Genomic DNA, 21212 nt, shown 5'->3' with positions numbered 1-21212 from the left:
TCCTTAGTTCGTCTGCCGGGCTTGCCGGTGCCAGGAAAGGACGTGTCGCTCCACGAACAGGAAGGTCCCGTTCAACACGTAGCCGAGAAGGCCGAGCAGGACCATGCCACCCCACATCCCGGCCAGGTCCAAGGTCTGCTGCTTGGCCTGGATCAGGTAGCCGATCCCATTGAGGGCGCCGACCAGTTCGGAGACGACCATCAAGATCACCGCCATCGAAAGGCTCACGCGCATGCCGGCGAAGATCTTGGGTGCGGCGGCCGGCAGGATGATCCTGAAGAACCGCTGCGCCCTGCTCAGCCGGAAGACCTGCGCCGTTTCGGAGTGAAGGCTGTCCAGGTAACGGGCCCCGTCGATCGTGTTGATCAGGATCGGCCAGATCACCGTGTAGACGATCGTCGCCAGCTGCATCGGCGTGCCGATTTTGAAGATGATGATGAAGAGCGGGATGAGCGCCGGCGGCGGGATCGCCCTCGCGAACTCGAAGATCGGGTTGACGTAGTCGAACAGCGTCCTGGAACGTCCCAGGGCGATCCCGAGAACGATCCCGAGTATGCAGGCCAGCGCCCAGCCGCTGAACAGCCGCCCGATGCTCGGCAGGAAGTTGGCGCTCGCCTCTTCGGTCAGATAGAGGGCGCTCGCCGGTCCGGAGAACCACAGTTCGTGCATGTGGACGAGGATCCGGGACGGCGGCGGGAAGAAGGGCGACTCCGCCTGCCGGGTGCCGAGCTCCCAGGCGATGATCACGATCGGGACCAGCCATACGCGCCTGATCACCGAGCCGAGGCCGTGCCGTACGGTTCCGTTCGCGGACGCCGGAGAGGGACCGGCTCCGTCGTGCAGGTCGGTCACGGTCGTAACCGTCATCATGCGCCTCCGGCCTTTGTCACGTGCCACCGGAAGGCCCAGCGATGCGCGCGTACCAGCACGGCGTTGGCGGCGAAGCCGAGGATCCCCGTCCACACCGTGGCGGCGAGCATGATGTCTGTGCGAAGGCCCGACTGTGCGCGGATCATGAAGGCGCCGATGCCGTCCGCGCCCCCGGCGAGCAGTTCGGCGCTGATGGTGACGATGAGGGCGATCGCGGTGGCCACGCGGACACCGGTGAAGACGAAGGGCGCCGCGCTGGGCAGCGAGACCCGGCGCAATATGGCGAGCTCTCCGAACCCGAAGCTCCGCAGGGTGTCCTTGGCCACGGGATCGACGTCTCGGAGCCCGTACATCGTGTTGATCAGCACGGGCCACACCGCCGCGTAGACCACGACCGTGCCCTTGATCCCGTGGTCCCACGGCATGAGCAACGTGACCAGCGGAATCAGGACGACCGAGGGGATGGGGCGCAGGAACTCGATTAGGGGCCGCACGGCCAGCTCGGCCGCGGGCAGGGTGCCGAGCAGCACTCCGAGGGGGGCGGCGATCAGTACGGCGACGAGCAGCCCGCCTCCCCACACGGTGAGCGTCCCGCTTATGTCGGCGAGGAACTCGGGGTTCACGACGAGCTGGAACGCGGCCGCCAGCACAGTGGAGATCGGCGGCAGCAGGACGGGATCGACCAGGCCGCTCCGTCCCAACGCTTCCGCGACGGCCAGAAGGCCCGCGGCGCCCACGACGCCGCGGACCACTCGAGGATTGATCATTGAGGGAGCGGGACCAGGAGCGGAGCCACGTCGAACTTGCCCTTGAGGAAGCCGTATTCCAGCATCAGGTCCGCCACCCGCTGGATCCGCGCCGCGCTCAACGAGGTCGGGAAGGTCCCGAGGTTCATGACGGCGGCCACGTCGGGCTTGATCTGGGTGTAGTTCGGCAGCACCTTCTCCACCGCTTTGCGGTCAGAGGAGGCGATCTGCTGGCCCTTCAGGATGGCGCGCTGGAAGGCCGCCATGGTCTTCGGGTACTTCTTGGCCCACTCCGCGGTGCCCACCCAGCCGGCGATCGGGAAGTCGGCCATCGAACCGGTCATCGTGTCGGCGATCACCCGGGCGCCGCTCTCCTTCTGCACGTTGGTGAGGAAGGGCTCGGTCAGCCAGGCCGCGTCGATGCTGCCGGACTGGAGCGCGGCCGGTGCGGCGGGGAAGGGGAGGGGGACCCAGTTGACGCTCTTGTTCGGGTCGAGCCCGGCGGTCTTGAGGGACGCGCCGACGGCCAGCTGGCCGATGCTTCCGAGGGAGGCGATGGAGACGCGCTTGCCCTCGAGGCCCTTCACATCCTGGATCTTGGAGTCCTTCGGCACGACGATCTCGAAGATGTTCTCCTTGGCCTGGTAGGCGTCGGCGACGACGCGGAAGTCGCCGGTCTTCTCCTCCTGGGCGTGGATGACGCCGAAGTAGGCGATGGCGGCGATGTCCAGGCTGCCGTTGAGCAGCTTCGGAAGGGTGGCGATGGTGCTCGGAGTGATCTCCGGCTTGACCGTCAGCCCTTCCTCCTTGAAGAACCCGCGCTCCTGGGCGATGTAGATTGCCGAGTGGTCGGCGATGGCGGAGACCGCGACCGAGATCTCCGTCTTTTCGAGTCCGCTGCCGCCGCCCGTGGACGACGTCGAAGTGGTGTTCGAGCCTCCACATGCCGTGAGTGCCAAGCTGGCCACGGCGCCGACGATGAAGGTACGACCCCTAAGGCTTCTCATTGAGGTGGTCCTTTTTTAGTTGTGGGGGGAAGAGGGCCTGCCAACCCCTGGGGAGGGCATGGTGGCATGGCGAGCGTGAAGCCTAGCGGAGGAAGATCGGGGCTTACACGGATAAGCGGTCTATGTCATGAAACTCGTAAAAAAGTCCGCTTTATTACCATTTTCGACCGTATGTGTTTTATAACCGTTTGGAACGCGACAACAGCGCTCTGGCCGGGATGGTGACCCTGCGTGGTGCCCACCTGTCACCGTGATCTCGTACGCCCCAACTGAAACCGATTCAGCGGCCCCTAATAATCGATTGGACCGTTCTAAATACCCACAGCTATTGGTCGACCTCGTAGGCTTATGCTCCAATTGCCCCCTGACTTGCCATGTGTCACACAAACATGTGGCCTTCCCCCCAAACGCAGACCAGCTGGCGAGAGGTTGCGACCAGTGAGGACAGCAACAATCGAGAGCGGTCGCCGTACCAAGCCGGACGCAGCCGAACCGCCGCCTTCGGACCCGGGTGCACCCACCGGCCCGGGCCACAGATCCACACGGTCGAAGGCGCTGCGTAACTGGCGGGTACGTACCCGTCTCATCGCGCTCATCCTGGTGCCCACCACGGTGGCCGTGCTGCTCGGCGGCTTCCGAGTGGCGAGCTCTATTCAGAGCGCAACCGAATATGAACGTGTACGGACAGTGGCGGAGTTCGTCACGACCCTGGGAGACCTGGTCTACCAGCTCGACCTCGAACGGGACCTCTCCGGACGGTTCGTCGCCAACGGCCGTCGCGGGAACCAGCTGAAGCTGCTCATCAGCGACCAGCAGAACGCCACCGACTCCGCCGCCCAGCGGGTGCGCGACCGCGAGGAGACGATCCGGCCCGCTCTCGGAGACATCGGCCGCCAGGAGTTCAACCGCGTCCTGGACCGCCTGTCCGAGCTGCGCACGCTGCGGGAGACCGTCGTCGGCAACTCACAGCTCCCGGCCGTTCCGGCCCTGCAGAAGTACGACCTGGTCATCGACGACCTGCTGGCCGTGTTCGACGAGACGGCACGAGGCAGCACGGACGAAGCCCTGGACGCGAGCGCCGCGGCGCTGGCGTCACTGGCCAGGGCCTCCGAGCAGTCGTCCAGGCAGCGAGGCCTCCTGGCCGTGGCCCTGAGCTCCGGGAAGTTCGACCAGAGCGGGCTGGCCTCGTTCAACACCGCCAGGTCCCAGCAGAGGAGCGAGCTGAACTCGTTCCTCTTCAGGGCGACGCCCGCCGAACGCCAGGCGTACTCCGACACCGTCAGCGGCCCGAAGATCGACATCGCCGCCGGTCTTGTCGAGCGCGTCCTCTCCCTGAGCAGCGAAGGCGCCACGCTGAGGAACCTGGGCGGCGGCCCCAACGACGTGGACTACTGGTTCACCTCGTCCAGCGACGGCCTTACCCGCATGCAGGCCGCCCAGCGGGCGCTGGGCCGTTCCATCGTCGACCGCGCCGACGAACTGGCCCGTGCCGACCAGAGCCAGGCCGCGGTCAACATCGGCGTCGTGGCGCTGCTGCTGATCCTCGTCCTGGTCATCACCACCGTCATGGCCCGGTCCCTGGTGAGCCCGCTGCGCCAGCTTCGCCGTGAGGCGCTGGAGATCGCGGGCCGGCGGTTGCCCGAGATGGTGCAGAAGCTGCGCGAGTCGGAGGGCAATACCGGTCCACCGGACGTGCAGCCGATCGGCGTGGGATCCACCGACGAGGTCGGGGAAGTGGCGCGGGCCTTCGACGAGGTCCACCGCGAGGCCATCCGCCTGGCGAGCGACGAGGCGCAGCTGCGAAGCAACGTCAGCGCCATGTTCGTGAACCTCTCCCGTCGTACGCAGACGCTGGTGGAGCGGCAGATCACCCTGATCGACGGTCTGGAGCAGGGCGAGCAGGACGACGGGCGGCTGGGAGACCTCTTCCGGCTGGACCACCTCGCCACCCGCATGCGCCGCAACAGTGAGAACCTCCTTGTCCTCGCCGGGCAGGAGCCCGCGCGCCGGTGGAGCCAACCCGTCCCGCTGCTGGACGTCACCCGGGCGTCACTGTCGGAGGTGGAGAACTACGAGCGGGTGGCCATGCAGGTCCCCAGTGGTGTCTCCATCGTCGGCCAGGCCGTCAACGACGTCATCCACCTGCTGGCCGAGCTCGTGGAGAACGCGATCTCCTTCTCGCCCCGCGAGACGCGGGTCACGGTGTCGGGCAACCGCATCGACGGCGGCGGCGTGATGATCTCCATCACCGACGCCGGCATCGGCATGACCGACGAGGAGCTCGCCCAGACCAACTGGCGGCTCGCCAACCCGCCGGTCGTCGACGTCTCGGTGTCCCGGCGAATGGGCCTGTTCGTGGTCGGCCGGCTCGCCCTGCGAAACGGCATCCGCGTGCAGCTTCGGCGGCACGACACCGGCGGGCTGACCGCGATGGTCCTGCTGCCGGAGTCGCTCATGGGCATGCCCGCGCATCCTGTCGGCGCCGGCGCCGCTCCGGGCGGGCAGTCGTACGCCGGTGCGGGGGCACCCGCATGGTCGGGCGCGCCGCAACCCGCGGGCCAGAGCCTGTTCGCATCGAACACGCAGGCCAACGGCACCCTCGACTTCCAGACCGGCCCCGGCGCCTTCGGCTCGTTCACCGAGCCCGGCGCGTTCGGCGCCACCAACGGTGGACCCATGGGCCCGACCACCGGCGGCGGGCTCGGCGGCCCCGGCCAGGGGTCGTACGGCGGCCCGCCGACCGGCGGCGGCTACGGCGGCCCGGTCACGGGTTCCGGCGGTTACTACGGTCCGGGCTCCGGCGGTTTCGGCGGACCCCCCACGGGTCCGGGCGGCGGCTACGGCGGACCGCCGACCGGCGGCGGCTACGGCGGTCCCGCCACCGGCGCGGGCGGCTACGGCGGCCCGCCCACCGGTTCGGGAGGGTTCGGCGGCCCGGCCTCGGATGCCTTCAGCGCTCCGGCGGCGGCTGCGGGTGGCTACGGCGGCCCGCCCACCGGTCCGGGCTACAGCGGCCCGCCCACGGGCTCGCCCGGGTACGGCGGTCCACCCACAGGCGGGGGCGGCTACGGCGGCCCGCCGACCGGTCCGAGCCTCTTCACCGGTCCCGCAGGGAGGCCGGGCGGGCCTCCGACCGGCCCCGGTGGACAGGGTGGCGACCTGCCGGTCCGCCTGCGCCCGCGCCGCTACGAGAGCCAGGACCTGGACGCCGTCACCGGCCCCCTCCCAGCCGTGCGCAGCTCTCCCATGGAGCAGGAGGAGGAGTTCCTGCCGATCTTCGCATCCGTCGAGTCGGCCTGGTTCCGGCGCGTCGACGCCGAACAGGACAAGGAGAAGGCCTCCACCGGATGGCAGGAGATCCCCGCCGACGCCGGATGGCAGGCGGCCGCGGTCGTCCAGGAGCCGGTGCGCGACGGGACCACCTCCGCGGGCCTGCCCAAGCGCGTGCCCAAGGCGAACCTCGTGCCGGGAACGGCCGGAACGCCAGAGACCGCGGCCACACCGCTGCCGGTCATGCCGGCGCTCTCACCTGACCGGGCGCGCAGCCGCCTGTCGAGCTTCCAGCAGGGCATCCGGCAAGGCCGTGCGGTCGCCCGTGGTGAGCTGAGCGAGGACGAGGTGGCGTACAACGCCGAGCTGCGGCGCATTCAGGGCGACAAGGAGGACAAGTGAGAGAGCTGAGCCAAGCCGCCCGCGGGGTCAACTGGTTGATCACTGACTTCGTCCGAGGAGTGCCGGGGGTGGCGCACACCGTGGTGGTCTCCTCGGACGGGCTGCCACTGGCCTACTCGGAGGGCTTTCCCAAGGACCGGGCGGACCAGCTGGCCGCGGTGGCCGCGGGTTTGATCAGCCTGACGCAGGGGGCCTCCCGGGTCTTCGAGGGTGGAGCGGTCACCCAGACCGTGGTGGAGATGCAGCGGGGCCTGTTGCTGATCATGTCGATCAGCGATGGTTCGTGCCTCGCGGTGCTGGCCGCTCCCGACTGTGACATGGGTCTGGTGGCGTACCAGATGACGCTGATGGTCGAGCGCGCCGGTCAGGTGTTGACCCCGGCCGTGCGCGCCGAACTTCAGGCGTCGTCACCGCGGTGACCTCCATGGGCGGTCCGGGCTGGGAGGACGGATTACGGCGCTACCAGCAGGAGCCGTCGTCCCCGGTCCGGCCCTTCACGGTCACCGGAGGACGCTCGGCGCCACGGACGCATCTGGCCATGGAGACGCTGGTCCATTCCACTATTCCGGCATATCAAGATATTTCTGGCTTGATTCCGGAGTACCAGGCGATCAACTCCCTCTGCCGTCAGGTACGTTCCGTCGCCGAGATCTCCGCGCTGCTGCGGGTGCCGCTCGGCGTGGCCCGGGTGCTCATCTCGGATATGGCCGCCGAAGGCCTGGTCCAGCTGCACCAGCCGCAGCTCGACGCCGGGAAGCCGGATCTCAACTTGCTCGAAAGGGTTCTCAGTGGACTTCGCAGGCTCTAGCCGTGGCGGGTTGACGTCGACGAAGATCGTCGTCGCGGGCGGGTTCGGCGTCGGCAAGACGACCTTTGTGGGCGCGGTCTCGGAGATCGTCCCCCTCACCACCGAAGCGGTCATGACCGACGCCAGCGCCGGCATCGATGACCTGGGCCTGATTCCAAGAAAGACCACCACGACGGTGGCGATGGACTTCGGCCGGGTCTCCCTGGACAGCGAGCTGATCCTCTACCTGTTCGGCACCCCCGGGCAGCACCGGTTCTGGTTCATGTGGGACGACCTCGTCCGCGGCGCCATCGGAGCCGTCGTGCTGGTGGACACCCGCCGGCTCGCCGACAGCTTCCCGGCGGTCGACTACTTCGAGGAGGCGAAGCTGCCGTTCGTCATCGGGCTCAACGGCTGGGACGGGCTGCACCCGCACCAGGACGAAGAGGTGCGCGACGCCCTCACCCTGGGCCCGCACATCCCGATCGTACGGACCGACGCGCGGCAGCGGGACTCGGTGAAGAGCACGCTGATCGCCCTGGTCGAGCACGCTCTGACGATGCGGGTCTCGGTACCGGGCTGGAGGGGCTAGCGGCGACCGGACCTCCCCGCCCGCCGCTCGAAACGCGTGTCCGGCCCGTGGAGCGGATAGGCTGGGAGGTCGAGTCGCAGACGTAATCCCCGGACGACCCGTAGCGCAGAGGCTGGCCAATCACGTGTTCGAGACGCTTTCCGACCGGCTGACATCGGTCTTCTCCTCCCTCAAGTCGAAGGGGAGGCTGTCCGACGCCGACATCGACGCGACCTGCCGAGAGATCCGCATCGCCCTTCTCGAGGCGGACGTCGCGCTCCCGGTCGTCAAGGACTTCGTGTCCCATGTCAAGGAGCGCGCCCGGGGCGCGGAGGTCTCCCAGGCGCTCAACCCCGCCCAGCAGGTCGTCAAGATCGTCAATGACGAGCTGGTGCAGATCCTGGGCGGAGAGACCCGCCGGCTGAGGTTCGCCAAGAACCCGCCGACGGTCATCATGCTCGCCGGTCTCCAGGGCGCAGGAAAGACCACGCTGGCCGGCAAGCTCGCCCGCTGGCTGCGCGAGCAGGGCCACGCCCCGGTCCTGGTCGCCGCCGACCTGCAGCGGCCCAACGCGGTCCAGCAGCTCCAGGTGGTCGGGCAGCGGGCCCAGGTCGCGGTGTACGCCCCCGAGGCGGGCAACGGCGTCGGCGACCCGGTCGCGGTCGCCCGTGGCTCCATCGACCACGCCAAGCGCCAGCAGCACGACATCGTGATCATCGACACCGCCGGGCGCCTCGGCATCGACCAGGAGCTGATGCGCCAGGCCGCGGACATCCGCGACGCCGTCAGCCCCGACGAGGTCCTCTTCGTCGTCGACGCCATGATCGGCCAGGACGCCGTCACGACCGCCCAGGCGTTCATGGAGGGCGTCGGCTTCGACGGCGTCGTCCTCACCAAGCTCGACGGCGACGCCCGCGGCGGCGCCGCGCTCTCGGTGCGCCACATCACCGGCCGCCCGATCATGTTCGCCTCCACGGGTGAGAAGCTCGAGGACTTCGACGCCTTCCACCCCGACCGCATGGCGTCCCGCATCCTCGACATGGGTGACATCCTCACCCTGATCGAGCAGGCCCAGCGCACGTTCGACGAGGCGGACGCCGCCAAGATGGCGGGCAAGCTCACCTCGGGCGAAGGCTTCACCCTCGACGACTTCCTCGAGCAGATGATGATGGTCCGCAAGATGGGCCCGCTCAAGAACCTGCTTGGGATGATGCCGGGCATGGGGCAGATGCGCGAGCAGCTCAACCAGGTCGACGAGCGCGACCTCGACCGGGTCGCGGCGATCATCCGCTCGATGACCCCGGGCGAGCGCCAGGAACCGAAGATCATCAACGGCTCCCGGCGTGCTCGCATCGCGCGCGGCTCCGGCGTCACCGTGACCGAGGTCAACAACCTCGTCGTCCGCTTCTTCGACGCGCAGAAGATGATGAAGCAGGTGGCGGGCGGCATGGGCATCCCCGGGATGCCCGGAGGCCGCAAGGGCGGCAAGGCCGCGCAGAAGAAGTCCAAGAAGGGCCGCAGGGTCAGCGGCGACCCCCGGAAGGCCGCGCTCGGCAAGGCGGGAGCGGCCGGCGACGGGTCCGACGCGCCGCAGCTTCCTCCGGGTCTCGGCGGTCTCGGCGGGCTGGGCGGGCAGCTTCCTCCCGGCTTCGAGCTCCCGCCGGGTTTCGACCCCTCCAAGCTCCGGCTGCCCGGCCAGAAGTAGCCGTCATCGCGGCTCGATGAGGCGCCGATCGGGCGCCGATTCGGACAGATGCCGGATCGTCTGGCAGAATGACATGTTGGAACACCGTGACCGTGGGTGCCCTCTCACCCCCGCGAGTCACGCTTGTCCCTTGGGCGGTCATCCCGTCGTGCCCCACTCGGCGAGACGCCCGCTCACCCACGCTCGAAAGTCCAGGAGAGACCACACCCGTGGCAGTCAAGATCAAGCTCAAGCGGCTCGGCATGATCCGCAACCCGCAGTACCGCATCGTGGTAGCCGACAGCCGCACCAAGCGTGACGGCCGTGCGATCGAAGAGATCGGCCTCTACCACCCCAAGGAGAACCCGTCGTTCATCCAGGTGAACTCCGAGCGGGCGCAGTACTGGCTGGGTGTCGGCGCGCAGCCGACCGACCCGGTCATGAAGCTGTTCAAGCTGACCGGTGACTGGCAGAAGTTCAAGGGCGAGCCGGCTCCGCCGGCGCTTCTGGTCGCCGAGCCCAAGCCCGACCGTCACGCGATCTACGAGGCCGCCGCCAAGGAGTCGCTGTCCGGTGACACCGGCAGCAGCAACGCCACCACGCAGCGCAAGCCCCGCAAGACCGTGAAGGCTGACGAGACCCCCGCGACCCCGGCCGAGCCGGTCGCCGTGGAGGAGAAGCCGGAAGGCGAGGCCTGAGGTGCTTGAGGAAGCCCTCGAGCATCTGGTCAAGGGCATCGTCGAGCATCCCGACGACGTTCTGGTTCGTGCCCGCCGCATCCGCAGCGGGCGCGTCCTCGAGGTTCGGGTCCATCCCGAGGACCTCGGTAAGGTCATCGGCCGCGGTGGCCGCACGGCGAAGGCGCTTCGCACCGTCATGAACGCCCTCGCCGACGGCAAGTACGTACGGGTCGACCTGCTCGACCTGAACGAAGCCCGGTAGCGAGACCACAGAGGCCGCAACCTCTGGACAGGGGACCCCCGGCGACGGGCGGTCCCCTGTCGCGGTTCGCGGGCCAGCACGTCCGCGGAGCCGGGTTCGCCCACATCGGCAGGGTGGCCCGGCGTCTGCGGACGTGGGCATCCAACTCTTCGAAGGAGCAGCGACGTGCAGCTAGTCGTCGGCCGCATCGGCCGCCCCCACGGCATCCGTGGCGAGGTGACGGTCGAAGTACGCACCGACGATCCGGACCTGCGCTTCGCCCCCGGCACCTCGCTCGACACCGACCCGGCGGGCGCGGGCCCGCTCCTGGTCGAGGGCATGCGCTGGCACAAGACCATCCTGCTGCTGCGCTTCGAAGGCGTCGGCAGCCGCGAGGACGCCGAGGCGCTCCGCGACACCATGCTCGTGATCGACTCCGGCGACGTCCCCCCGCCCGCCGATCCCGACGAGTTCCACGACCACCAGCTCATCGGGCTGTCCGTCGTGACGACCGATGACCGCGCCGTCGGCGAGATCGTCGACGTCCTCCACCACGGCCAGGATCTCCTGGTCATCCGGCGGGAGAACGACGAGGTCCTCGTCCCGTTCGTGAAGGCACTGGTGCCCGAGGTCGACCTGGCCGGCGGGCGCGTCGTCGTGGACGCCCCGCCCGGCCTGCTCGACCCGGAGGAAGAGGCCTGATCATGGAGCGACAGGCAGGAGCGTGCCGGCGGTGAGCATGCGCGTCGACATCATCTCGATCTTCCCCGAGTACTTCGCCCCGCTCGACGTCTCGCTGATCGGCAAGGCGCGGCACAAGGGCCTGCTCGACATCCGCCTGCACCAGCTCCGCGACTGGACCCACGACGTGCACCGCACGGTGGACGACACGCCGTACGGGGGCGGGCCCGGCATGGTGATGAAGCCCGAGCCGTGGAGCGAGGCCATCGACGCCGTCGCCGGCTCCGGCGGCCCCCCGCCGCGGCTGATCGTGCCGACGCCGAGCGGGCGGCCGTTCACCCAGGAAGTGGCCCTGGAGTACGCCAAGGAGCCGTGGCTACTCTTCGCGCCCGCCCGCTACGAGGGCATCGACGCCCGCGTCATGGCCGAGTACGAGTCCCGCCTGCGCGTCGACGAGGTCAGCATCGGCGACTACGTGCTGGCCGGGGGAGAGGCGGCGGTGCTGGTCATCGTCGAGGCCGTCGCCCGCCTGCTGCCCGGGGTCCTCGGCAACGCCGGCTCGGTGACCGACGACTCGTTCGCCCCCGGGGCCATGGCCGGCCTGCTGGAAGGCCCCGTGTACACCAAGCCGCCCGTGTGGCGCGGCCACCAGGTGCCACCGATCCTGCTCTCCGGCAACCATGGGGCCATCGCCCGCTGGCGCCGCGACGAGGCGCTGCGACGTACGCTCGCCAAGAGGCCCGAGCTGGTCGCGCGACTCGGCCCCGAGGGCCTTGACAAGCGTGATCGTGAGGTCCTCGGCGAGGCTTCGTTTCGCTTCGGGCCAGAAGATATGGCAAACTGAATCGCTGCTGCCAATTGCCCTGCGATTGGCGCGGCCGGCCCGGGCAGACTGGCCCGGCATCCGAGACGTATTCAGCCCAGTGCTCGTGTCTTCCTCGTCGCCGTGCCCCAGGCATGGCCGGGCGGACCTCCGAGTGCTCGCTTCAAATGAGGAACCGCTGTCATGCACACGCTGATCCAGGAGCTTGAGAAGGCCTCCGTTCGCAGTGACGTCCCGAGCTTTCGCCCGGGCGACACGCTCGAGGTCCATGTCCGCGTCGTTGAAGGCAACCGGTCCCGTATCCAGGTCTTCAAGGGATTCGTGCTGCGCCGCCAGGGCGGCGGCGCCCGTGAGACGTTCACCGTCCGCAAGGTGAGCTACGGCGTCGGCGTCGAGCGCACGTTCCCGGTGCACAGCCCGGTCATCGAGAAGATCGAGGTCGTGACCCGCGGTGACGTCCGCAGGGCGAAGCTGTACTACATGCGTGACCTGCGCGGCAAGGCGGCCCGCATCCGCGAGAAGCGCGACGCTCTGCCCACCGGCAAGTAGGCCCGCACCACGGTGGCCCGCACCCGTCAGGGATGCGGGCCATTTCGCTGGAACGTGATGGCCGGCCAGGTCGCCGACTTTCTTTGGAAGCGATGCCGAGTCGGCGACCCGCCGTAGAGCAAGCATCATTTAGGCTCGACAGCGATGACTAGCGATGGCCAGGGGGCCGGCGGGCCGCGCCGCCCCGTCGAGGACGAGGTAGACGTGGTCGCGGAAGACACCAAGCCGACAACCAAGGACGGCAAGGAAAAGAAAGGCTCCTTCTGGCGCGAGCTACCTGTCTTGGTGGTGGTCGCCCTGGTCTTGGCGCTCATCATCAAGAGCTTCGTGATCCAGGCGTTCTACATCCCGTCGGAGTCCATGGAGAACACCCTGCTGGTCAACGACAGGGTGCTGGTCAACAAGCTCGTCTACCACACGCGTGACATCGAGCGCGGCGACATCGTGGTGTTCTCCGGTGTCGACTCCTGGGCCAGCGAGGTAGAGGTCCCCGAGCCGTCCAATCCCGTGGCGGGCTTCTTCCGCTGGGTCGGCACGGCCTTCGGCGTGGTCCCCGGCGAGAAGGACTACATCAAGCGCGTCATCGGCGTGCCCGGCGACACGGTGAAGTGCTGTGACGCCAAGGGGCGTGTCACCGTGAACGGCGTGCCCCTCGACGAGAAGGACTACCTCTACCCCGACGACCAGCCCTCCCAGAAGTTCTTCGAGATCAAGGTCGAGAAGGACCGCCTGTGGGTGATGGGCGACCACCGCTCCGTCTCTCTCGACTCCCGTTCGCACCAGGGTGACCCCGGTGGGGGCGCGATTCCCAAGGACAAGGTCGTCGGCCGGGCCTTCGTCGTCGTGTGGCCGTTCTCCCGGGCGACGACGCTGTCGATCCCGGACACCTTCAACCAGGCCACGCTGAAGAGCATCGCCACGGTCGGCGAGGCGGCCTCGCCGCTGCTGCTCGGCTTCGCCGGAGCGTTTCCCCTGATGGCCCTGCGCCGCCGCCTGCGCTCCAGACCGGGTGGTAGTCCCACCTCCTGACCCCGGCCGCCGGCCGTGCTCCTGGCGCCTCTCAGCGTGTCCGTGAGATCCCCTGATATCGGTCCGGCCGTCGGCTCGCGGCAGGCCGGCCGTCGACAGCCGCCCCCGAAAGACGAAGGAGACAGGGGCCTATCTCCCCCGGGCACCTGCCAGGGACGCCCCGACATTCCGATGAGCGTCACAGAGGACAAGCCGGAACCCAGAGACCTGGACGCCGCCGAGGCGCCGGCCCTCAAGGGTCCGGAAGCCACCGGCGACCGGGAGACCGTGGACCCGGACTCCGCACCCGGTGCCGGCCCCGCTGCGAGTCCGTCCGGTGCGGACGGTGCCGCCGATCCGGCCGATCCGGCCGATCCGGCCGGTCCGTCCGGCAAGGGGAAGAAGTCCGCGTGGTGGGAGTCGATCCTCCTGGTCTCGACCGGAGTGGTCGCCGTGGTGCTGGTGCACCTGTTCGTGCTCGACTCCTTCTACATCCCGTCCGAGTCCATGGAGAGAACCCTGCTGATCAACGACAGGGTGATCGTGAACCGGCTCACCGGCGATCTCGGGCGCGGCGAGGTCGTGGTATTCAAGGGCTGGGACGACACCACCACGATCAAGCGAGTCATCGGCATCGGCGGTGACCATGTGAAGTGCTGCGACGCCAAGAAGCGGGTCACGGTCAACGGCGTGCCGATCGACGAGGAGGCCTACCTCCACCCGGACGACTTCCCCTCCCAGCACAAGTTCGACGTCACCGTGCCGAAGGGGCGGCTGTGGCTGATGGGCGACCACCGCGCGGCCTCCGAGGACTCCCGCGCCTTCATGGACAACAGGTTCCAGGGCACGATCTCCACCGATGACGTGATCGGACGGGCGTTCGCCCTCTATTGGCCGCTGTCGCGCGTCGGCACTCTGCCGGTTCCGGAGACCTTCTCAAAGGTGCGATAGCGTATCCCTCCGCTCGATTGGGGCGTAGGCTGGGCCCATGGTCGCGCTCGCATCGCCGTTGATCGGCCAGAGGGCTCGACTCTCCCGTGGATCCGTTCCCTCGCGGCGGGGCGCCGAGCCGCCTGCCTCATGACGGTTCTTTTCCGCCCGCGCCCGAGCATCGTACGGCGCGATTCGGGACTCTACGGGTACGAGCGAGCGCTCGCGCGCCGTGGCCTGTCCCCGGTCGCCGGAGTGGACGAGGCGGGCCGGGGAGCCTGCGCCGGTCCCCTGGTGGTCGCGGCCGTCGTCCTGCGCACCGAGATAGAGGGCCTGGCCGACTCCAAGCTGCTGACCGCGAGCCGTCGTGAGGTGCTGTACGAGCGCATCCACGCGACCGCTCGAGCGGTGAGCGTGGTGGTGATCCCACCGGAGGAGATCGACACCCGTGGCCTGCAGAAATGCAACATCTCAGGGATGCGGCGGGCCGTCGCCGGTCTCGGGTGCGATCTCGGGTACGTTCTGATCGACGGGTTCCCGGTGCCCGGTCTGCCCGCGCCTTCGCTGGCCGTGTGGAAGGGTGACCAGGTCTCGGCATGTATGGCGGCGGCGTCCATCGTCGCCAAGGTGACCAGGGACCGCATGATGACCTCGTTGGACGACCAGTATCCCCAGTACGGCTTCGCCGAGCACAAGGGGTACGTCACGGCCGCCCATCGGCGAGCACTCGCGTCTCATGGGCCCAGTCCGCATCATCGGTTCTCCTTTGTGACAGTGAACTCGGTGATGCGGTCAGGAGCGGGCCCGGAGATAGGCGAGAATGGAGTGGGGGCCGGTGTCGCCTGATTGGCCGCGCCGGGGCAAGAAGGGAAGTGGAGGACCGGGATGAGCGCAGAGGATCTCGAGAAATACGAGACCGAGATGGAGTTGCAGCTCTACCGGGAGTACCGCGATGTGGTCGGCCTGTTCACCTATGTCGTCGAGACCGAGCGGCGCTTCTATCTGACCAACTCCGTCGATCTCGACGTGCGAACGGCCGAGAACGGCGATGTCTTCTTCGACGTCAAGATGCAGGACGCGTGGGTGTGGGACATGTACCGCCCTGCGAGGTTCGTCAAGAACGTCCGAGTTGTCACGTTCAAGGACGTCAACGTGGAAGAGCTCGCCAAACCCGACCTGGAAATGCCCAAGGAAGGCTTCTCCAGCTAACTCCCGCCACCGCGCGACTAACTCCCGCGGCTAACTCCCGCCACCACGCGGCTAACCCCACCCCCGCGCGCATTCTCGGCTCAGGCCGCCGGAACCTGCTCCGGCGCCGGTACGGCGAGGCGTGGTAAGGCGAGGCCGGTGCCGCCCATACGGCGCCCGGCCCTGTGAACCGAGTGGACACCGCACTTGTAGAGCTTGTGGGGTAAGTGCGGCGGGCCGCCTTGGTCTCGGTCCTCGCCTTATCTCGGTCCTCGCCTTATCTCGGTCCTCGCCTTGGTCTCGGTCCTCGCCTTGGTCTCGGTCTTCGCCTTCGGCTCGGGCAGTCCTTCCAAGGGAGCCTGGCGGCCCCGGTGAGAACCGCGCCGCACGTATCAACTCACTCCCTGATCAGCTCAACTCACTCCCTGATCAGCGGCCAGATCATGACGCGTCAGACACCAGTACCGGCCTCTACCCCCGTCAAAGCCCAAACATCCAGGGAAATGGGCTCTTGAACCTCCCGCTACGTCAGGTCCTAACGTGGTCAGCGTGATCGGGACAGGCGACATCGGACATAGGTGGAGCATCGGGGAACTGGCGCAGGCCAGTGGGGTGACCGTGCGTACGTTGCATCACTACGACGAGATCGGCCTGCTGACCGCGAGCGAGCGCACCGCATCGGGTCACCGCCGCTACACCGAGCACGACCTCCGGAGGCTGTACCGCGTACGGGCCCTGCGCACGCTCGGCCTGTCCCTGGAGGAGATCTCAGGCGTGCTCGCCACCTCGGCGGACGACCTCGTATCGATGCGCCATCTCCTCACCACCCAACTGCGCAAGCTGGGGGAGCACGCCGCGCGGATCGAACAACTCCAGAGCCAGATCCTCGGGCTGCTCAGCAGCATCGATGACTCGTCGATGCCCGATCCGGACCAGTTCATGACGACCTTGGAGATGATCTCGGTGTTCGAGACCTATTTCACGCCGGAGCAACGAGAGCAACTGGCCGACCGCAGGGCCCAACTCGGTCCCGAAGCGATCGAGGCGGCCAAGACCCAGTGGGCCGGACTCGTCGAGGAAGGGCTTCAGCACATGCGGGCCGGCACGCCCGTCGAAGATCCGCAGGTTCAGGACCTCGTCCGGCGCTGGGATGCGGTGGGGAACATGTTCCACGTCGGCGAGGAGACCAAGAGCGTCGTCCAGAGGATGTGGGAGGAGAACAGCGCGCAGATCAGCCAGCGCCTGCCGTGGCCGGCCGAGCAGATGACGGGCTTGGTGGCCTACATGAAGCAGGCCCGAGAGGCCGTCTGACCAGCGAAACCACCAGCCAGAGACCTTTGCCACGGCGCCTCCCTCGCACCCACGCCACGCCGACTGCGAGGGAGCGGCACGGTCCATCACACGGTCCGTACAGGCGAGGCGTCCACGCTCGGAACGGTCAGACAGGCGAGGTCTCCACGCTCGGCACGATCGTGCAGGAGAGGCCCAACGCCCGGGACGTCGAGCAGGAGGCGACCCCACGTCCGGCGGTCGAGCGGGCGAGGCGTCACGTCCGGCACGGTCGAGCAGGTGAGGCCCCACGCCTGGCACGGTTGGTGAGCAGCACCTCGGCTGGCGGCAGCCGGTGCCGTGGTCGCGATCACCTACAACTCCTCGGCCGACCTAGCCGAGCTGGTAGTGAAGTCGATCCAGGAGGCGGGTGGCAGCGCACTCGCCGTACGGATCGACGCTGCGGACCGCGCCTACATCACCGGAGCCACCATCAACGTCGACGGCGGCAACGCCGCCTGAGGCGCGGGCGCCTGAGTGATCAAGGCGCTAGACCAAGAGCGAGACCTTCGCCGTCAGCGTGGCGAGCTTGGTGGTGTTCAGTTACGGCCGTCCCCGCGCGTCCGCGAGGCAGGGCGGCGGCTTCAGCCTGGCGGGCGGTGTTGAGGGTCGTTGTGGTTCGCGGGTAGGGCGGCGGCTTCACCTTGGCGGGTGGTGTTGAGGGTGGTTCTGGTTCGCGGGTAGGGCGGCGGCTTCACCTTGGCGGGTGGTGTTGAGGGTGGTTCTGGTTCGCGGGTAGGGCGGCGGCTTCACCTTGGCGGGCGGTGTTCAGGGACGTTTGCTTCCCGGGGGACGGCGGCAGCTTCAGCCTGGCGGGCGGTGTTCAAGAACGTTCTGCCCCGGCGCCGCCTGCACGTTGGCGGCTCCAGCCCGTGTCCTCCACGGGTCCCTGCTCTGTCGTACGGCCTAGATGCCCGCCCGCGACCCCTGCACGCTTGTCCACAGCCTGCGGCCATACGGACCGATGCCGCTTATCGGGTGACGGGCCACATTCCTAGCGCTCCCGATCTCCATACACCGGCTGGCTGGACGGGTATGGGCGGCTTTGACCACCGGGCGCCAGCCCGCCAGGTGCGTCCCCAGGCCGGTCCCCCGCGTCTGGTTATCCACAGAGTGCTGTTCTGGCTCATGGCGCGTGGACATCGTGCGTGAAGGTCGGGACCGGAGGTGGTCCCATGGCCGCAACGCATGAGCTGGGAAAGCACGGCGAGCAACTCGCCGTCGACTACCTGCGTGCAGCAGGTTTGCAGATCCTGGAGCGCAACTGGTGGTGCTCCGAGGGCGAGATCGACATTCTGGCTCGTGACGGGCCCGTCCTCGTGGTGGTGGAGGTCAAGACCCGCTCCGGGCGCAGCCACGGCACCGCGTTCGAGGCCGTGACGCAGGCGAAGGTCGCCAGGCTTCGCACGCTGGCGGCCAAGTGGCTCAGTGGCCAGTCCGAATGGTTCACCTCCATCCGCATCGACGTGGTCGCGCTGGAGCGGTTCGCCGGAGAGTTCTCCATCCGGCACGACCGGGGGGTGTCCTAGATGGCCGTCGCCCGTACGCGGTGCGTGGCCCTGGTCGGAGTGAGTGGTCACGTCGTCGAGGTCGAGGCCGACGTGGGCCACGGCATCGCGGGAGTCAACCTGATCGGCATGCTCGACACGGCCCTGAGCGAGGCTCGTGATCGCGTCCGCTCCGCGATCATCAACAGCCGGTACGCCTGGCCCGACGCCCGGGTCACTGTCAGCCTGTTCCCCGCCAGCCTGCCCAAGCGTGGAAGCCTGTTCGATCTCGCCATCGCGATCGCCTTACTCGGAGCGGCCGGTCTGGTCCCAAGGCAGCGGATCTCGCTACCCTTCTTTCTCGGGGAGCTCGGTCTCGACGGCACCGTCAAACCCGTGCGTGGTGTCCTCCCGGCCGTGGTGGCGGCGGTGGAGGCCGGAGCCCGATCCGTGGTCGTCCCCGTGGCGAACGCGGCCGAGGCCGGCCTGGTCCCGGGCGTGGCGGTAGTGCCCGTTCTCACGCTCGCCGAGTTGGTCGAGTGGCTGCGAAGCGGTGACGACGCCCACATGCCCACTCTCTCTGAGGTGACCGAGCCGTCATCGTCCGAGCCGGGCGGGCATGCGGGGTCCCCGCCCGATCTGGCCGATGTCGCAGGTCAGGCCATGGCCCGCCGCGCTCTCGAAGTGTGCGCCGCGGGTGGCCACAACCTGTGGATGATGGGGCAGCCCGGCACGGGGAAGACCATGCTCGCCGAGCGGCTGCCCACTCTGCTGCCACCGCTCGACCGCGACCAGGCACTCGAGGTCACGGCCATCCACTCGGTCGCCGGCACCTTGCCTCCGGGGCGTCCATTGCTGACGCACCCGCCGTTCATGGCACCACACCACACCGCGACCATCGCGGCCATCGTGGGCGGAGGAAGCGGGGTGATCCGGCCGGGCGCGGTCTCCCTCGCTCACAGAGGTGTGCTGTTTCTCGACGAGGCACCCGAGTTCCCCGCCCGGGTCCTCGACTCTCTCCGGCAACCGCTCGAGTCGGGCCAGGTCACGGTTGCGCGGGCGGCGGGCACGGTGTCCTTCCCCGCCAGATTCATGCTCGTCCTCGCCGCCAACCCCTGCCCCTGTGCGCAGCCGTCCACTCCAGAGAGTCCGTGCCAGTGCACGCCTCACCAGCGGCGACGCTATCTCGCTCGCCTTTCCGGTCCGCTGGTCGACCGCATCGACGTCAAGGTGCGGCTTGCCCGCTCCACCCGGCGTGAGTTGCTGTCGGACCGGCAGTTCATCGAGCCGAGCGCCGTCGTGGCCGAGCGCGTGTCCCTGGCACGCGAGCGCACGCTCAAACGTCTCGTGGGCAGGCCGTGGAGGTGCAACGCCGAGATCCCGACCGCGGTGCTGCACGGCGAGTTCCGGCTGTGTCCGTCCGCGATGTCCCCTCTCTACCGCTGCCTGGACACAGGAGAGCTGAGCGCCCGCGGGCTCGACCGCGTCATACGGGTCTCCTGGACACTCGCCGATCTCATAGGCAAGGACGCACCCGAAGTGACGGAGACCAACACCGCCCTCGGCCTATGGCTAGGTGCCGAATGAACAACACTCCGCCCTCCGTCGACAGCGCCATCGCCGACGTGGTCACCCCTCAGACCAGCAACCCCATCGACGTCACCGGCGGAGCCGGCCAAGCATATGGGGGCGATTCGGAGAGGAGCGTGGTCTTGGGCGGTCTTCGGTGGGATGCCGCGCGACGGGCCAGGGTCACGTTGATGCGGGTCGCGGACGCCGGAGACGGCGTCATGGGCAGGCTTGTCGCGGCGTATGGCCCCGAAGATGCGCTCGGCCAGGTGAGCCGGGGCAGCCTCGACCCGGGTTTCGTCGAGGAGCTATCAGCCGACAAGAAGCGCCCGCCCGACCTCGATCGCATCCTTAACGCGTGGCGAGCACGGTTGCAGGCAGCGGATCCGGTCGCGGATCTCACCGAAGGAGAGCAACTGGGCGCCCGCCTGATCGTGCCCGGTGACCTCGAATGGCCCACCCAGCTCGACGATCTTGGACCCGAACGTCCCCTGGGGCTCTGGGTCCATGGGGACGCCGATCTTCGCTTCTCCTGCCTGCGCTCCGTGGCCGTGGTGGGGTCCAGAGCGGCGACCCCGTATGGCATCCACGTCGCCGCTGAGTTCGGTGTCGGCTTGAGCGAGGCCGGCTGGACGGTCATATCGGGTGGTGCGTACGGCGTGGATGCGGCGGCTCATCGAGGGGCTCTCGCGGGTCACGCTCAAACGGTCGCGGTGCTCGCATGTGGCACCGACATCGCCTATCCCGCCGCCAACCAGGACCTCTTCGCCGCGATCCGGGCCCGGGGCGTGGTGGTCAGTGAATGCCCTCTCGGCGTCCGGCCTACCCGGCTGCGCTTTCTCGTTCGTAACCGTGTGATCGCCGCGCTGGCGCGTGGCACCGTTGTGGTGGAGGCCGCGCTGCGCAGCGGAGCGCTCAATACCGCAGGTCATGCCGTTGCCCTCAGACGTCACCTGGCGGTTGTGCCTGGACCGGTGACATCCGAGAACTCCGCAGGGTGCCACCGGCTGATCCGGCGGGCGGAAGCCGTATGCGTCACCACGGTTCGGGAAGTGGTCGAGCTGGTCGGTGCGATGGGTGACGATCTCGCGCCGGAACCCAGAGGACCGGTCCTGCCTCGGGACGCGCTCGACGACGAGACCCGGAGCGTCCTGGAAGCCGTGCCTGCACGGACCGGGGCCGGCCCCGCGACGATCGCCGTGGCGGCGGGCGTCGATCTGATGACCACACTGAGCTCCCTCGGAGCCCTCGCCGCAGCGGGATACATCGAACGGGTAAACCGCGGCTGGCGCCTCCGCCGAGGCAAGTAGCCTGCCGCAGCGGGTGACGGGTGTGTAAGCGGCCACGAGAAACTCCTGATCAGCGGACAGAAAAGTCGAGGCTGATGGAC

At 68.5% G+C, this 21212-nt stretch carries 22 protein-coding genes; 19 read left to right on the top strand and 3 right to left on the bottom strand.

Annotation, left to right across the window (positions count from 1 at the left end; genetic code table 11):
• Positions 1–3: 3 nt before the first annotated feature.
• The 3 genes from ABD810_RS32165 to ABD810_RS32155 are packed head-to-tail and all read right to left on the bottom strand — an operon-like array spanning position 4 to position 2623.
• Positions 4–852: an ABC transporter permease gene (locus ABD810_RS32165; RefSeq protein ID WP_344949364.1), complete on the bottom strand. Its 849-nt coding sequence runs from the start codon at positions 850–852 to the stop codon at positions 4–6.
• 14 nt (positions 853–866) lie between these two features.
• Positions 867–1637 carry an ABC transporter permease gene (locus ABD810_RS32160; protein ID WP_344949361.1) on the bottom strand — a complete coding sequence of 257 codons (771 nt, stop codon included), beginning with the start codon at positions 1635–1637 and terminating at the stop codon, positions 867–869.
• Positions 1634–2623: an ABC transporter substrate-binding protein gene (locus tag ABD810_RS32155; protein WP_344949358.1), complete on the bottom strand. Its 990-nt coding sequence runs from the start codon at positions 2621–2623 to the stop codon at positions 1634–1636. Before ABD810_RS32155 ends, ABD810_RS32160 begins: the two co-directional genes overlap by 4 nt.
• Before the next feature lie 687 nt (positions 2624–3310).
• On the opposite strand from ABD810_RS32155, the gene ABD810_RS32150 reads away from it, so the two are divergent.
• The 19 genes from ABD810_RS32150 to dprA all read left to right on the top strand — a co-directional run bounded on the left by ABD810_RS32150 (position 3311) and on the right by dprA (position 21132).
• The gene (locus ABD810_RS32150) at positions 3311–6295 is read left to right on the top strand and encodes a sensor histidine kinase (RefSeq protein WP_344949355.1); all 2985 of its coding nucleotides are present in this window, start codon (positions 3311–3313) and stop codon (positions 6293–6295) included.
• Complete coding sequence (locus ABD810_RS32145) at positions 6292–6714, top strand: roadblock/LC7 domain-containing protein (protein ID WP_248960559.1); 423 nt, start codon at positions 6292–6294, stop codon at positions 6712–6714. The genes ABD810_RS32150 and ABD810_RS32145 overlap by 4 nt, the downstream gene beginning before the upstream one ends.
• A gap of 5 nt (positions 6715–6719) precedes the next feature.
• Positions 6720–7103 carry a DUF742 domain-containing protein gene (locus ABD810_RS32140; RefSeq protein WP_344949353.1) on the top strand — a complete coding sequence of 128 codons (384 nt, stop codon included), beginning with the start codon at positions 6720–6722 and terminating at the stop codon, positions 7101–7103.
• Positions 7104–7113: 10 nt separating this feature from the next.
• Complete coding sequence (locus tag ABD810_RS32135) at positions 7114–7674, top strand: GTP-binding protein (RefSeq protein ID WP_344949350.1); 561 nt, start codon at positions 7114–7116, stop codon at positions 7672–7674.
• 124 nt (positions 7675–7798) lie between these two features.
• A complete protein-coding gene (gene ffh / locus ABD810_RS32130) occupies positions 7799–9358 on the top strand; it encodes a signal recognition particle protein (RefSeq protein WP_344949347.1) in 1560 nt (519 codons plus the stop codon).
• A 209-nt stretch (positions 9359–9567) separates the two neighbouring features.
• Positions 9568–10035 (top strand): 30S ribosomal protein S16, encoded by a 468-nt coding sequence (gene rpsP / locus ABD810_RS32125; protein ID WP_344949344.1) that lies wholly within the window; start codon positions 9568–9570, stop codon positions 10033–10035.
• Between the two features lies 1 nt (position 10036).
• Positions 10037–10279, top strand: a complete 243-nt coding sequence (locus ABD810_RS32120) for an RNA-binding protein (protein WP_203991432.1) — start codon at positions 10037–10039, stop codon at positions 10277–10279.
• A gap of 165 nt (positions 10280–10444) precedes the next feature.
• Positions 10445–10960 (top strand): ribosome maturation factor RimM, encoded by a 516-nt coding sequence (gene rimM / locus ABD810_RS32115; protein WP_344949340.1) that lies wholly within the window; start codon positions 10445–10447, stop codon positions 10958–10960.
• 37 nt (positions 10961–10997) lie between these two features.
• Complete coding sequence (trmD, locus tag ABD810_RS32110; protein WP_344950088.1) at positions 10998–11783, top strand: tRNA (guanosine(37)-N1)-methyltransferase TrmD; 786 nt, start codon at positions 10998–11000, stop codon at positions 11781–11783.
• A 162-nt stretch (positions 11784–11945) separates the two neighbouring features.
• Positions 11946–12311, top strand: coding sequence for a 50S ribosomal protein L19 (gene rplS, locus ABD810_RS32105; RefSeq protein WP_344949337.1), 366 nt, complete (start codon positions 11946–11948; stop codon positions 12309–12311).
• Between the two features lie 144 nt (positions 12312–12455).
• Complete coding sequence (lepB, locus tag ABD810_RS32100) at positions 12456–13340, top strand: signal peptidase I (protein WP_344949335.1); 885 nt, start codon at positions 12456–12458, stop codon at positions 13338–13340.
• Positions 13341–13511: 171 nt separating this feature from the next.
• Complete coding sequence (lepB, locus tag ABD810_RS32095; protein ID WP_344949333.1) at positions 13512–14270, top strand: signal peptidase I; 759 nt, start codon at positions 13512–13514, stop codon at positions 14268–14270.
• Between the two features lie 129 nt (positions 14271–14399).
• Positions 14400–15095, top strand: a complete 696-nt coding sequence (locus ABD810_RS32090; RefSeq protein WP_344949331.1) for a ribonuclease HII — start codon at positions 14400–14402, stop codon at positions 15093–15095.
• Positions 15096–15134: 39 nt separating this feature from the next.
• Complete coding sequence (locus ABD810_RS32085; protein WP_030511723.1) at positions 15135–15458, top strand: DUF2469 domain-containing protein; 324 nt, start codon at positions 15135–15137, stop codon at positions 15456–15458.
• Between the two features lie 528 nt (positions 15459–15986).
• Complete coding sequence (locus tag ABD810_RS32080) at positions 15987–16748, top strand: MerR family transcriptional regulator (protein ID WP_344949329.1); 762 nt, start codon at positions 15987–15989, stop codon at positions 16746–16748.
• 318 nt (positions 16749–17066) lie between these two features.
• Positions 17067–17228 (top strand): hypothetical protein, encoded by a 162-nt coding sequence (locus tag ABD810_RS32075; RefSeq protein ID WP_344949327.1) that lies wholly within the window; start codon positions 17067–17069, stop codon positions 17226–17228.
• A 713-nt stretch (positions 17229–17941) separates the two neighbouring features.
• Complete coding sequence (locus tag ABD810_RS32070) at positions 17942–18295, top strand: YraN family protein (RefSeq protein ID WP_344949325.1); 354 nt, start codon at positions 17942–17944, stop codon at positions 18293–18295.
• Positions 18296–19840 (top strand): YifB family Mg chelatase-like AAA ATPase, encoded by a 1545-nt coding sequence (locus tag ABD810_RS32065; RefSeq protein WP_344949323.1) that lies wholly within the window; start codon positions 18296–18298, stop codon positions 19838–19840.
• Complete coding sequence (gene dprA, locus ABD810_RS32060; RefSeq protein ID WP_344949320.1) at positions 19837–21132, top strand: DNA-processing protein DprA; 1296 nt, start codon at positions 19837–19839, stop codon at positions 21130–21132. Before ABD810_RS32065 ends, dprA begins: the two co-directional genes overlap by 4 nt.
• Positions 21133–21212 lie beyond the last annotated feature (80 nt).

Origin of the sequence: Sphaerisporangium flaviroseum, assembly GCF_039537005.1 — a bacterium.
Lineage (GTDB): Bacteria > Actinomycetota > Actinomycetes > Streptosporangiales > Streptosporangiaceae > Sphaerisporangium > Sphaerisporangium flaviroseum.
Note: the sequence above shows the minus strand (reverse complement) of the source record. Positions and strands in the feature narration are given on the sequence as shown.

Excerpts from the sequence above, each read along its gene's own strand:
- ABD810_RS32160 (WP_344949361.1), bottom strand. The coding sequence starts at position 1,637 with ATGATCAATCCTCGAGTGGTCCGCGGCGTCGTGGGCGCCGCGGGCCTT.
- ABD810_RS32155 (WP_344949358.1), bottom strand. The coding sequence starts at position 2,623 with ATGAGAAGCCTTAGGGGTCGTACCTTCATCGTCGGCGCCGTGGCCAGC.
- ABD810_RS32140 (WP_344949353.1), top strand. The coding sequence starts at position 6,720 with ATGGGCGGTCCGGGCTGGGAGGACGGATTACGGCGCTACCAGCAGGAG.
- trmD (WP_344950088.1), top strand. The coding sequence starts at position 10,998 with ATGCGCGTCGACATCATCTCGATCTTCCCCGAGTACTTCGCCCCGCTC.
- rplS (WP_344949337.1), top strand. The coding sequence starts at position 11,946 with ATGCACACGCTGATCCAGGAGCTTGAGAAGGCCTCCGTTCGCAGTGAC.
- lepB (WP_344949335.1), top strand. The coding sequence starts at position 12,456 with ATGACTAGCGATGGCCAGGGGGCCGGCGGGCCGCGCCGCCCCGTCGAG.
- lepB (WP_344949333.1), top strand. The coding sequence starts at position 13,512 with ATGAGCGTCACAGAGGACAAGCCGGAACCCAGAGACCTGGACGCCGCC.
- ABD810_RS32090 (WP_344949331.1), top strand. The coding sequence starts at position 14,400 with ATGACGGTTCTTTTCCGCCCGCGCCCGAGCATCGTACGGCGCGATTCG.
- ABD810_RS32085 (WP_030511723.1), top strand. The coding sequence starts at position 15,135 with ATGAGCGCAGAGGATCTCGAGAAATACGAGACCGAGATGGAGTTGCAG.
- ABD810_RS32070 (WP_344949325.1), top strand. The coding sequence starts at position 17,942 with ATGGCCGCAACGCATGAGCTGGGAAAGCACGGCGAGCAACTCGCCGTC.
- ABD810_RS32065 (WP_344949323.1), top strand. The coding sequence starts at position 18,296 with ATGGCCGTCGCCCGTACGCGGTGCGTGGCCCTGGTCGGAGTGAGTGGT.
- dprA (WP_344949320.1), top strand. The coding sequence starts at position 19,837 with ATGAACAACACTCCGCCCTCCGTCGACAGCGCCATCGCCGACGTGGTC.